Raw genomic sequence first — 11,941 nt, 5'->3', positions numbered from 1 at the left:
GACTCAGTGTGACGGTGTCCGGATGGTGGACGTGAGTGCCGATGGTGAACGTCCGTGCCGTCGGCGAGACTGATGTCACGTCAGTTTTTCGGCCGTGCGCGCTCAGCTATGGCCGATTGACCGCCTGTCACCTGCGGTTTCACCTGATCTTCACACCGTCCGGTGTTTCTCGGACAGCCGCCGGGGAGGTGCCGGAGGTCTCGGGACGGTCACTTCCCGGCGGGGGGCCGCCTGATGCGTCCCTTATGTCAACTGTTCAGATCTCAGGTAGGTATCACCGGTATCCGGACTGTTCTCGACTCGCTGTGAACATCTGTAGTGTTCGGCCGGTCAAGATGCATCCACATAGCGGACCCGGAGTGGCCCCAATATGCGCATAACCAAGTCCCGAGCGGCTCGGGCGATCACGGCCGCGGTGGCGGTCGCTCTGATCGCCACGGGCTGCTCCAGCGACCGGGACAGTGACAACAAGAGCGACGGCAAGAAGGACACCTTCGTCTTCGCCGGCGCCGGTGACCCTGGCTCCCTGGACCCTTCCCTCGCGAGTGACGGTGAAACCTTCCGTGTGACGCGGCAGGCGTTCGAGGCTCTCCTCGAGCACGAGTCCGGCGGCAGCGAGCTCGTCGGCGGCCTCGCCGAGAAGTGGTCGAGCAACGACGAGGGCACCGTCTGGACCTTCGACCTCCGCAAGAACGTGAAGTTCCACGACGGCGAGGCGCTCAACGCCGAGGCCGTCTGCGCGAACTACGACCACTGGTTCAACTGGACGGGTACCTACCAGTCCAGCGCGGTCTCCTACTACTGGCAGACCATCATGGGCGGCTTCGCGAAGAACGAGGACAAGGAGACGCCCGAGGCGAACTACAAGTCCTGCACCGCGAAGGACGAGAGCACCGCCGTCATCGAGGTCAAGGAGCCCTCCGCGAACCTCCCCGGCGGCTTCTCCCTCAACGCCCTGGCGATCCACTCGCCGAAGGCGATCGAGGAGTACAAGAAGCAGGACGCCTCCGCCAAGGGCGACGCCATCACGTACCCCAAGTACAGCCAGGAGGCCGGCACGGTCGCCGGTACCGGCCCGTACAAGATCACGAAGTGGAACAAGGGCAACAAGGAAGTTGCCCTCGAGCGCTTCGACGACTACTGGGGTGAGAAGGCCAAGGTCAAGAACCTGGTCTTCCGTACCATCGACACCGAAGAGGGCCGCCGCCAGGCGCTCCAGGCCGGTGACATCGACGGCTACGACCTCGTCGCCCCGGCCGACGTCAAGACCCTCGAGGACCAGGGCTACGTCGTCCCGACCCGTGGCGTCTTCAACCTCTTCTACGTGGGCATGAGCCAGGAGGCCAACCCCGCGCTCAAGAAGAAGGAAGTCCGCCAGGCGATCGCGCAGTCGATCGACAAGGAGAACCTGGTCAAGACCCAGCTGCCCGAGGGCGGCAAGGTCGCCGACCAGTTCATGCCCGACACGATCGAGGGCTACTCCAAGGGCGTCAAGCAGTACCCCTTCGACACGGACGCCGCCAAGGCGCTCCTGAAGAAGGCCGGTCAGGAGAAGCTGAAGGTCGACTTCTGCTACCCGACCGAGGTCACCCGCCCGTACATGCCTGCCCCGCAGGACCTGTTCGAGCTGATGAAGGCCGACCTGGAGAAGTCCGGCATCACCGTCACGCCGAAGGCGATGAAGTGGGCCCCGGACTACCTGGACGCCACCGAGTCGGGCTCCTGCGACCTGCACATGCTCGGCTGGACCGGTGACTTCAACGACGGCTTCAACTTCATCGGCACCTGGTTCTCCGGGTACGACAAGCAGTGGGGCTTCAAGGACAAGAAGGTCTTCGACGCCGTGAACGCCGGCTCGAAGCTCGGCAACCACGACGAGCGCATCGCCGCGTACACGAAGGCCAACGAGGTCGTCATGGACTACCTGCCGGGTGTCCCGGTCTCGTCCTCCCCGCCGGCCATCGCCTTCGCCAAGAACGTGAACCCGCCGAATGTCTCCCCGCTGACGCAGGAAGTCTTCTCCGAGGCCTCGTTCAAGTAAGCGAGCAGTCGGCAGAAAACGAAGAAACAAAAAACGGGGGGCCCGTCCGGCCGTCGGAACTCGGCGGCCGGACGGGCCCATTCATGTAGGACATCACGCAAGAAAGGGGCATGCGGGGTGCTGCGTCTCGTCGTACGAAGACTTCTCCAGCTCATACCCACGCTGCTCGGCCTGTCGGTACTGCTCTTCCTGTGGCTCGACCGGCTGCCCGGCGGACCCGCCTCAGCGATCCTGGGGGAAAAGGCCACCGAGGCCGAAGTAATTCGCATCAACCGCGCGCTCGGGCTGGACCAGCCCGTGTACGTCCAGTACTGGCGCTTCCTCAAGCGCATCGCCGAACTCGACCTGGGGACCAGCACCCAGACCGGACAGCCGGTGTGGGACGAGTTCGTCCTGCGCTTCCCCGCCACCGTGGAGCTGTCCCTTCTCGGGATCCTGATCGCCGTGGCCGTCGGCATCCCGCTCGGCTACCTCGCCGCCCGCCACCGCGGCGGCTGGCTCGACGTCACCGCGGTCTCCGGCTCGCTCGTCGGCATCTGCATCCCGGTCTTCTTCCTGGCCCTGATCCTCAAGCAGATCTTCGCCGTCGAACTCGGGATCTTCCCCAGTTACGGACGCCAGGAGACCGGCATCGACGCCACCAGCGTGACCGGCTTCGCCGTCCTGGACGGCGTCCTCACCGGGGAGCTCGACGCGGCCTGGGACGCGATCATGCACTTGATCCTGCCCGCCCTCGCCCTGTCCTCCATCCCGCTCGCGGTCATCGTGCGCATGACCCGCGCCAGCGTCCTCGAGGTGCAGGACGAGGACTACGTCCGCACCGCCGAGGCCAAGGGCCTCAAGCGGAGCGTCGTCCGCAGCCGGCACGTGCTGCGCAACGCGATGCTCCCCGTGGTGACCGCGGTCGGCCTGCTCACCGGCTCCCTGCTGTCCGGGGCGGTCCTGACCGAGTCCGTGTTCTCCTTCGGCGGCATCGGTTCCTTCATCCGGCAGGCGATCGACGGACGCGACTACCCCGTGCTCGTCGGGTTCATCATGTTCATCGCGATGGTGTACGTCCTGATCAACCTGTTGGTGGACGTGGCGTACAGCCTCATCGACCCGAGAGTGCGGGTGCACTGACATGAGTGTCGCCACCAAGACCGAGAAGATCCAGCGGCTCGCGGAACTGACCGCGACCAGGGAGACCAGCACCGGCGCCAGCCTGTGGAAGGAAGCCTTCCGCCGCCTCCGGCACAGCAAGATGGCGATCATCGGCGCGATCATCATCGCCCTGTTCGTCGTCCTCGCGGTCGTCGGACCCTACCTCGCGCCCTACGGGCCGACCGCCCAGACCTGGCGCGGTGAAGTCTTCCCCAACCGGGGCGAGTTCGTCGGCCCGCGCGGCGGCAACTGGTTCGGGCTCGACAACCTCGGCCGGGACATGTTCTCCCGCATGATGGTCGGCGCCCGTCAGACGCTGCTCGTCGGTGTCGTCGCCACGCTCATCGGCCTGACCGTCGGCTTCCTGATCGGCGGCGTCTCCGGAGCGGCCGCCACCCTCGGCGGCGACGCCGGCAAGCGCGTCGACTCCGTCATCATGCGCTTCATCGACATGATGCTGGCGATGCCCTCGCTGCTGCTGGCCGTGTCCATCGCGGCCATCATGGGCCAGTCGCTGACCACCGTGATGATCGCCGTGGGTGTGGTCCAGATCCCGGTGTTCGCCCGGTTGCTGCGCGGCTCCATGCTGGTGCAGGGCGGCGCGGAATACGTGCTCGCGGCCCAGTCCCTGGGCGTGCGCAAGCGGCGCATCGTGATCTCGCAGATCATCCCCAACTCGCTCAGCCCGGTGATCGTGCAGGCCACGCTCTCCCTGGCCACCGCGATCATCGAGGCGGCCGCCCTGTCCTACCTGGGCCTGGGCAACCCCGACCCGGCCGTCCCCGAGTGGGGCGTCATGCTCGCCCAGGCGCAGCGCTTCTTCGACAACGCGCCGATGATGGCGGTCTACCCCGCCGTCGGCATCATCATCACCGCCCTCGGTTTCACCCTCCTCGGTGAGGCCATGCGGGAAGCCCTCGACCCGAAGCTGAGGGGCTGAACCACCATGTCTCTGCTCACTGTCGACGAACTGACCGTCACCTTCGGCGGCCGCGGCCGCAAGGAGTCCCGGGTGGTCGACGGCGTCTCCTTCGAGGTCGACCAGGGCCAGGTCGTGGGCCTGGTCGGTGAGTCCGGCTGCGGAAAGTCCGTCACCTCCCTGGCCCTGATGGGCCTGCTGCCGGCCAAGGGCCTCACGGTCGGCGGCCGCGCCCTGTTCGACGGCACGGACCTGTTCACCATGAACCCGTCCGCCCGTCGCGACCTGCGCGGCAGCGAAATGGCGATGATCTTCCAGGACCCGCTGTCCTCGCTCAACCCGGTCGTTCCGGTCGGCGTGCAGGTCACCGAGATCCTGGAGCGCCACCGCGGGATGAAGGGGGAGGCCGCCCGCAAGGAGGCCGCCCACCTGCTGGACCGGGTCGGCATCCCCGACCCGACCCGGCGGCTCAAGGAGTACCCGCACCAGCTCTCCGGCGGCATGCGCCAGCGCGCGCTGATCGCCATGGCGGTGGCCTGCGCTCCGCGCATGCTCATCGCCGACGAGCCCACCACGGCCCTCGACGTGACGATCCAGGCGCAGATCCTGGAGCTGCTCAAGGAGCTCGTGGACCAGGAGGGCACCGCCCTGCTGATGATCACCCACGACCTCGGTGTGGTCGCCGGCCTCTGCGACCAGGTCAACGTGCTCTACGCGGGCAAGGTCGTGGAGTCCGCCGGGCGCCGCGAGCTGTTCGCCCACCCCACCCACCCCTACGCGCACGGACTGCTGGGCTCCATCCCGCGTCTGGACTCGCCCCGGGGCGAGACCCTCAAGCCCATCCGCGGTTCCATCAACGACCGCATCGCCTGGGCCGACGGCTGCGCCTTCGCGCCCCGCTGCGACCGGTACGAGATGGGCTGCCTGACCGGCACCCCGCAGCTCACCGAGCCCCGCACCGCCGGTCACCAGGCGCGGTGCGTCAACCCCGTGCTCGACGACGCGAAGGCCGAGGAGGTCCCCGCATGAGCCTGCTCGAACTGGACGGCGTCAAGGTCCACTTCCCCATCAAGAAGGGCGTGCTGTTCGACCGTACGGTCGGCCACGTCTACGCCGTGGACGGGGTGTCCCTGAAGGTCGAGGCCGGCGAGACCTACGGACTGGTCGGCGAGTCCGGTTGCGGCAAGACCACCCTCGGGCGGTCCGTGCTGCGGCTGGTGGACATCACCGAGGGGTCCGTCGTCCTCGACGGCACCGACCTCGCGAAGCTGCCGAGCGAGGAGATGCGCCGCTTCCGGCGCCGGCTCCAGATGGTCTTCCAGGACCCGCTGGGCTCGCTCAACCCCCGGCAGAACATCGAGTCGATCCTGTCCGAGGGCATGGTCGCCCACGGCATCGGCAAGGACCAGGAGGAGCGCCGGGAGAAGATCAAGTCGATCCTGGACAAGGTCGGCCTGCCCTCCAACGCGCTCGCCCGCTACCCGCACGAGTTCTCCGGCGGTCAGCGCCAGCGCATCGGCATCGCCCGCGCCCTGGTCCTCGAACCCGACGTGATCATCTGCGACGAGCCGGTCTCCGCGCTCGACGTGTCGGTCCAGGCCCAGGTCATCAACCTGCTGGAGGACCTCCAGGAGGAACTCGGCCTGACCTACCTGGTGATCGCCCACGACCTCGCGGTGGTCCGGCACATCTCCGACACGATCGGCGTGATGTACCTGGGCTCGCTGGTCGAGGAGGCGCCGAGCGACGTGCTGTACGCCGAGCCCAAGCACCCGTACACCAAGGCCCTGATGTCGGCCGTGCCGGTGCCGGACCCGGAGGTGGAGGACAAGCGCGAGCGCATCCTGCTCACCGGCGACCTGCCCTCCCCGGCGAACCCGCCCAGCGGCTGCCGCTTCCACACCCGCTGCCCCTGGGCGCAGGCCGAGCGGTGCGCGACCGAACGGCCGGAACTGAAGGACGTCGGCGGCGGTCACCGGGTGGCCTGCCACTACGCCGCCGAGATCGCGTCGGGAGAGCTGGAGCCGACCCGGCCGACGGGCATCGAGGCCGTCACGGAGACCGAGGCCACCGAGGACGCGGTGCTGGAGCAGACCGAGGGCGAGGCGGAGGTCCCCGCCGCGCTCCTGCCGGCCGACTCGACGACCAAGCCGGACGCCACGGCGGTCAAGGAGAAGGTCCCCGCAGCGGTCGAGGTCCCGAGCGACCCGACGGCCGACGCCGTCGCGAAGGACCAGGACACCGCGGCGCCGGACGCGTCCGACAAGGGTCCGGCCACGACCGACTGACGGTCCGTCGCGCCCCTCGGAATCCCGGAGCACCGGACGGAGCGGAACCGTCCGGTGTTCCGAGAGCTCCTCGGGCCGCACGTCCGTGCCACCCCTCGCCTTGCTTTACAAGGCGAGGGGTTCCTGCTGAGTAAGAATGTGAAAGTGCTCCAGCAACTCTTCAGCCCGTCGCTCCTGCACGCGCTCGACCTGATCGGCATCTTCGTCTTCGCGATCTCGGGCGCCCTGCTGGCCGTGCGCAAGAACCTCGACGTCTTCGGCATCGCGGTCCTCGCGGAGGCCACCGCCCTCGGCGGCGGACTCTTCCGTGACGTGGTGATCGGCGCCGTGCCGCCCGCCGCCTTCACCGACCTGGGGTACTTCGTCACCCCGCTGCTCGCCGTGGCACTGGTCTTCTTCCTCCACCCGCAGGTCGAGCGCATCCAGAACGCCGTCAACTTCTTCGACGCCGCGGGGCTCGGTCTGTTCTGCGTCGTCGGCACCGCCAAGGCGTACGACTACGGGCTCAGCCCGGTCGCCTCCGCCTGCCTGGGCCTGGTCACCGCGGTGGGCGGCGGCGTGGTGCGGGACGTGCTCGCCAACGAGGTGCCCTCGCTGCTGCGCTGGGACCGCGATCTCTACGCGGTACCGGCGATGGTCGGCGCGACCATGGTGGCGCTGTGCATACGCTTGGACGTGCTGAACGCGTTCACCGGCACCCTTGCCGTGCTCACGGCGTTCGCGCTGCGGCTGCTGGCGCTGCGGTACCACTGGCGGGCGCCCCGCGCGTGGCAGCGGCGCTCGACGGCCCGCGAGGAGGAGTAGGGCGGGCCGGCGCGGGGGAGGGAGACGGGGAGGGGATTCGGCAAAGCTACCGCTTAGTAGCCACTTCTTGTACTCTTCATCCATGCCAGAAGCAGCCTCCGCCCAGGTCGCGACCCGGGCCACCGTCGGCGACAGCGAGTTCGACCGCGACACCGCGGTGACGCTCCGCACGCCGGGCGTCTACGACATCGGCCTCTCCGCCGGCTGGACGATCATCAACGCCGTCAACGGCGGCTATCTGCTGGCCGTCCTGGGCCGCGCCCTCGCCGACACCCTGCCGCACCCGGACCCCTTCACCATCTCCGCGCACTACCTGACCGCCTCCCAGCCGGGCCCGGCGGTCGTCCGCACCGAGACCGTGCGCACCGGGCGCACCCTGTCGACCGGTCAGGCGTCCCTCCTCCAATACGACGACGAGGGCCGCGAGGTCGAACGCATCCGCGTGCTGGCCTCCTACGGCGACCTGGACACCCTCCCCGACGACGTCCGCACGGCGGCCCGCCCGCCCGCGCTGCCGCCCATGGAGCAGTGCTTCGGCCCCGAGGACGGTCCGGCCCCCGTCGACGGCAGCTCCGCCATCACCGAGCGGCTGATGCTCAAGCTCGACCCGTCGACCCTCGGCTGGGCCCTCGGGCAGCCCTCCGGCAAGGGGGAGATGCGGGCCTGGTTCGGGCTCGCCGACGGCCGGGACGCCGATCCGTTCTCCCTGCTGCTCGCCGTGGACGCGCTGCCGCCCACCGCCTTCGAGATCGGGCTCACCGGCTGGGTCCCCACGGTCGAGCTGACGGCGCACGTCCGCTCCCGCCCGGCGCCCGGCCCGCTGCGGGTGTCGATCACCACCCGCAACCTCGCCGGCGGCTTCCTGGAGGAGGACGCCGAGGTCTGGGACAGCGCGGACCGACTGGTGGCCCAGTCCCGCCAGCTCGCCCGCGTACGGCTGCCCTGAGGGGCCCGGCCGGCACCGTGCCGGGCCCGCCGGGTCCGCTTGTCCTCAATGTGACCGCCGGCCCCGGCGACCCGCATCCGCCGGCCCGGCCGGCGTTCCCGCAGGTGAGCGACGCCGCTCGGGGGAGCCTGTGGGCCGGGACGCTCGAACCGGCGTCGTTTTCCGGCCGACCGCGCCCCCGGGCCCGTCGGACGGGGCCCGTAGAATCGGGCTCACCATGGCATACCTCGACCACGCCGCGACCACCCCGATGCTTCCCGAGGCAGTCGAGGCACTCACCGCGCACCTGAGCCTCACCGGCAACGCCTCCTCCCTGCACGCAGCCGGCCGGCGCGCCCGCCGGAGCGTCGAGGAGGCCCGCGAAACCCTCGCCGAAGCCCTCGGCGCCCGCCCCAGCGAGGTGGTCCTCACCGCCGGCGGGACCGAGGCCGACAACCTCGCGGTGAAGGGCCTGTACTGGGCCCGCCGGAACGCGGAACCGGCCCGCACCCGCGTCCTCGCGAGCCCCGTCGAGCACCACGCCGTCCTCGACGCCGTGCACTGGCTGGGCGAACACGAGGGCGCCACCGTCGAGTACCTGCCGGTCGACCCCTACGGCCGGGTCCACCCGGACGCGCTGCGCGAGGCGATCGCCCGCAACCCCGACGACGTGGCCCTGGCCACCGTGATGTGGGCGAACAACGAGATCGGCACGCTGCTGCCGGTCCGTGAACTCGCCGAGGTCGCCGCCGAGTTCGGCGTTCCGCTGCACTCCGACGCGGTCCAGGCCTTCGGCCAGGTGCCGGTGGACTTCGCCTCCTCGGGGCTCGCCGCGATGACCGTGTCCGGCCACAAGATCGGCGGCCCGTACGGCATCGGGGCGCTGGTCCTGGGCCGCGAGCACACCCCCGTGCCCGTGCTGCACGGCGGCGGCCAGGAGCGCCATGTGCGCTCCGGCACGCTCGACGTGCCCGCGATCGCCTCCTTCGCGGTGGCCGGCCAGCTGGCCACCGGGCGGCAGGAGTGGTTCGCCCGCGAGGTCGGAGCCCTCCGCGACGACCTGGTCGCCGCGGTCCGCGAGGCCGTCCCGGACGCGCTTCTCGGCGGCGACCCCGCACCCGGGGGGCGGCTCCCGGCCAACGCCCACTTCGCGTTCCCCGGCTGCGAGGGCGACTCCCTGCTGCTCCTGCTCGACGCCCAGGGCATCGAGTGCTCCACCGGTTCCGCCTGCACGGCGGGCATCGCCCAGCCCAGCCACGTCCTCCTGGCCACCGGCACCGACCCGGACCTGGCCCGCGGCACCCTGCGCTTCTCCCTCGGCCACACCTCCACCCGGGCCGACGTCGAAGCCCTGGCCAAGACCATCGGCCCGGCGGTCGAACGGGCCCGGGCGGCGGGGCTCAGCTAGGGCTTCTCGTTCGGATCAGGCCGGGCACGACAACGACCTACGAGGCGGGTTCCCTTCGCCGGTATGACCCGGATCAGGTGACTAGGGGTCGCCTTCCGGTCCAAAATGCGACCTTCCGGCCTCTCAGCCCGACCGTCGACGTCGGCACCAGCGGAAGCCGCAACCTCACGCTGAAGTCGGCTACTCCGGTCGAACTCCCTCACTCGTCTCGTAGGCCTGTTCCCAGGTTAGAACGCCCTCGCGGGAAGGGGAAGTGGGTATGGAGGTTTTTGTCCACTTTTTCGAGTGATGGGGTCAGGCCGTCGCCGTGCGCGCCTGACGTACGAGCTTCATGTAGCGGTCCCAGTCCCAGTGCGGACCCGGGTCGGTGTGATCCGTCCCCGGCACCTCGATGTGGCCGATGATGTGCTTCCGGTCGACGGGTATGTCGTAGCGCGCGCAGATCCGGGCCGTGAGCCGGGCCGAGGCCTCGTACATCTCGTCCGTGAGGTCCTGCGGCCGGTCCACGAAGCCCTCGTGCTCGATGCCGATGCTGCGCTCGTTGTAGTCGCGGTTCCCCGCGTGGTACGCCACGTCGAGCTCGCGGATCATCTGGGTGATCCGCCCGTCCTGTCCGACGATGTAGTGCGTGGCGGCCCGGTGCCCGGGGTCCTGGAACGCCCGCACCGCGCTGTCGAAGCTGCCCTGGGTGACGTGGACGATCACCATGTCGACGGTGAAGTCGTCGGGCCGGTCCGCGCGCCGCCAGTTGGCGTCCGAGGCCGCTACCCAGCGGGCGCCCGAGAAGTCGACCACACCCGGCTCGCGCGGCTTCTCGATGCCGGGCACACGCCACCACAGGCGGCCCAACTCGTCCCGCGCCAGCACGGCGGTGCCCGCGGCGGCCGCCACCCCGCCGACGAGCAGAGCGCGCCGCCCGATGCGCCGGTCGCCGTCCTTGGAAGCTCTTCTTTCCCCCATGCCCACAACAACGGATATCCGGTGGCTCCGGTTCCCGTGCCCCGTACCCTGGAGGGGTTATGACTGAAATCCCGCAGCCCTCCCGCCCCCGCCCCCTCCGGGTACTGGCCGCCATGTCCGGCGGAGTCGACTCCGCCGTGGCCGCCGCCCGTGCCGCCGAGGCGGGACACGACGTGACCGGCGTCCACCTCGCGCTCTCCGCGAACCCCCAGTCCTTCCGCACGGGCGCGCGGGGCTGTTGCACCATCGAGGACTCACGCGACGCCCGCCGCGCCGCCGACGTCATCGGCATCCCGTTCTACGTGTGGGACCTCGCCGACCGCTTCCGCGAGGACGTGGTGGAGGACTTCGTCGCCGAGTACGAGGCCGGCCGCACCCCCAACCCGTGCCTGCGCTGCAACGAGAAGATCAAGTTCGCCGCCCTCCTCGACAAGGCCCTCGCGCTCGGCTTCGACGCGGTCTGCACCGGCCACTACGCCCAGGTGATCCTGCGCGAGGACGGCACCCGCGAGCTGCACCGCGCCTCCGACATGGCCAAGGACCAGTCGTACGTCCTGGGCGTGCTGGACGACCGGCAGCTCGCCCACGCGATGTTCCCGCTCGGCGACACGGTCACCACCAAGGAGGAGATCCGCGCGGAGGCCGAGCGGCGTGGACTCGCGGTCGCCAAGAAGCCCGACTCGCACGACATCTGCTTCATCGCCGACGGCGACACCCAGGGCTTCCTCGCGAACCGCCTGGGCCGGGCCGAGGGCGACATCGTCGACGAGTCCGGCACCCGGCTCGGCACGCACGAGGGCGCGTACGGCTTCACCATCGGCCAGCGCAAGGGCCTGCGGATCGGCACCCCCGCCCCCGACGGCAAGCCCCGCTACGTCCTCGACATCTCCCCGGTGACCAACACCGTCACCGTCGGCCCCGCGGACGCCCTCGACGTCGGCGCCCTCACCGCGGTCAACCCCCGCTGGTGCGGCACCGCCCCGACCGGCCCCGGCACCTACACCGCCCAGCTCCGCGCCCACGGCGACGAGACCGAGGTCACCGCCGAACTCGTCGAGGGCACCCTGCAGGTGTCGTTCACGGAACCGGTCCGCGGCGTCGCCCCCGGCCAGGCCGTCGTCCTCTACGCGGGCACCCGAGTCGTCGGCTCCGCCACCATCGCCACGACCTCCCGCACGACGAGAACCCCCACGACCGTCTGACCCCGGAACACCCGAGGGAACCGGCACGGCTCCCGCACAGTGAAGGCCGTCGGCCGGTTCCAGCAGCGGCGGAGCGATCGCGGGGGCATGCGGCCGGAGCCTGTGGCGGTCGTTCCCGCGACCCGTCCCGTGGGATCCGGTGCCGGTCCCGGCGGGACGGCGGCCGGCGGCACGCGCCCGGGGACACGTGATTCCTCCATCCGGGTGATCACGCGGCGCACAACGCCCCGGACCCGTGTCCCGGACGCCCG

At 70.2% G+C, this 11,941-nt stretch carries 10 protein-coding genes; 9 read left to right on the top strand and 1 reads right to left on the bottom strand.

Annotation, left to right across the window (positions count from 1 at the left end; all coding sequences use genetic code 11):
- The first annotated feature begins 370 nt into the window (after positions 1 to 370).
- The 8 genes from ACTWJ9_RS09325 to ACTWJ9_RS09290 all read left to right on the top strand — a co-directional run bounded on the left by ACTWJ9_RS09325 (position 371) and on the right by ACTWJ9_RS09290 (position 9,528).
- Complete coding sequence (locus tag ACTWJ9_RS09325; RefSeq protein ID WP_443295559.1) at positions 371 to 2,041, top strand: ABC transporter substrate-binding protein; 1,671 nt, start codon at positions 371 to 373, stop codon at positions 2,039 to 2,041.
- Between the two features lie 117 nt (positions 2,042 to 2,158).
- Entirely contained in the window at positions 2,159 to 3,163 is a 1,005-nt protein-coding gene (locus ACTWJ9_RS09320) for an ABC transporter permease (RefSeq protein ID WP_443295558.1), read from the top strand.
- Position 3,164: 1 nt separating this feature from the next.
- On the top strand, positions 3,165 to 4,124 hold the full coding sequence (locus ACTWJ9_RS09315; protein ID WP_443295557.1) for an ABC transporter permease: 960 nt from the start codon (positions 3,165 to 3,167) through the stop codon (positions 4,122 to 4,124).
- Between the two features lie 6 nt (positions 4,125 to 4,130).
- Positions 4,131 to 5,132, top strand: a complete 1,002-nt coding sequence (locus ACTWJ9_RS09310) for an ABC transporter ATP-binding protein (protein ID WP_443295556.1) — start codon at positions 4,131 to 4,133, stop codon at positions 5,130 to 5,132.
- Entirely contained in the window at positions 5,129 to 6,391 is a 1,263-nt protein-coding gene (locus ACTWJ9_RS09305) for an ABC transporter ATP-binding protein (protein ID WP_443295555.1), read from the top strand. The genes ACTWJ9_RS09310 and ACTWJ9_RS09305 overlap by 4 nt, the downstream gene beginning before the upstream one ends.
- 144 nt (positions 6,392 to 6,535) lie before the next feature.
- Positions 6,536 to 7,195, top strand: coding sequence for a trimeric intracellular cation channel family protein (locus tag ACTWJ9_RS09300; protein ID WP_387036420.1), 660 nt, complete (start codon positions 6,536 to 6,538; stop codon positions 7,193 to 7,195).
- A gap of 82 nt (positions 7,196 to 7,277) precedes the next feature.
- Positions 7,278 to 8,141: a thioesterase family protein gene (locus ACTWJ9_RS09295; protein ID WP_279333755.1), complete on the top strand. Its 864-nt coding sequence runs from the start codon at positions 7,278 to 7,280 to the stop codon at positions 8,139 to 8,141.
- Positions 8,142 to 8,358: 217 nt separating this feature from the next.
- Complete coding sequence (locus tag ACTWJ9_RS09290; protein ID WP_443295554.1) at positions 8,359 to 9,528, top strand: cysteine desulfurase family protein; 1,170 nt, start codon at positions 8,359 to 8,361, stop codon at positions 9,526 to 9,528.
- 294 nt (positions 9,529 to 9,822) lie between these two features.
- On the opposite strand, the gene ACTWJ9_RS09285 is transcribed toward ACTWJ9_RS09290, so the two are convergent.
- Positions 9,823 to 10,488, bottom strand: a complete 666-nt coding sequence (locus ACTWJ9_RS09285) for an N-acetylmuramoyl-L-alanine amidase (RefSeq protein ID WP_279333752.1) — start codon at positions 10,486 to 10,488, stop codon at positions 9,823 to 9,825.
- A gap of 59 nt (positions 10,489 to 10,547) precedes the next feature.
- Here ACTWJ9_RS09285 and mnmA point away from each other — a divergent pair, with 59 nt between their 5' ends.
- On the top strand, positions 10,548 to 11,690 hold the full coding sequence (gene mnmA / locus ACTWJ9_RS09280) for a tRNA 2-thiouridine(34) synthase MnmA (protein ID WP_387036415.1): 1,143 nt from the start codon (positions 10,548 to 10,550) through the stop codon (positions 11,688 to 11,690).
- Positions 11,691 to 11,941: the final 251 nt, after the last annotated feature.

Source organism: Streptomyces sp. GDS52 (assembly GCF_052246875.1).
In the GTDB taxonomy this organism is placed as follows: domain Bacteria; phylum Actinomycetota; class Actinomycetes; order Streptomycetales; family Streptomycetaceae; genus Streptomyces; species Streptomyces cathayae.
The sequence above is the reverse complement of the archived record's forward strand: the minus strand, read 5'-3'. Positions and strand labels throughout refer to the sequence as shown.

Coding starts and splice junctions, on each gene's coding strand:
- ACTWJ9_RS09325 (WP_443295559.1), top strand. CDS start 371: ATGCGCATAACCAAGTCCCGAGCGGCTCGGGCGATCACGGCCGCGGTG.
- ACTWJ9_RS09315 (WP_443295557.1), top strand. CDS start 3,165: ATGAGTGTCGCCACCAAGACCGAGAAGATCCAGCGGCTCGCGGAACTG.
- ACTWJ9_RS09310 (WP_443295556.1), top strand. CDS start 4,131: ATGTCTCTGCTCACTGTCGACGAACTGACCGTCACCTTCGGCGGCCGC.
- ACTWJ9_RS09305 (WP_443295555.1), top strand. CDS start 5,129: ATGAGCCTGCTCGAACTGGACGGCGTCAAGGTCCACTTCCCCATCAAG.
- ACTWJ9_RS09295 (WP_279333755.1), top strand. CDS start 7,278: ATGCCAGAAGCAGCCTCCGCCCAGGTCGCGACCCGGGCCACCGTCGGC.
- ACTWJ9_RS09290 (WP_443295554.1), top strand. CDS start 8,359: ATGGCATACCTCGACCACGCCGCGACCACCCCGATGCTTCCCGAGGCA.
- ACTWJ9_RS09285 (WP_279333752.1), bottom strand. CDS start 10,488: ATGGGGGAAAGAAGAGCTTCCAAGGACGGCGACCGGCGCATCGGGCGG.
- mnmA (WP_387036415.1), top strand. CDS start 10,548: ATGACTGAAATCCCGCAGCCCTCCCGCCCCCGCCCCCTCCGGGTACTG.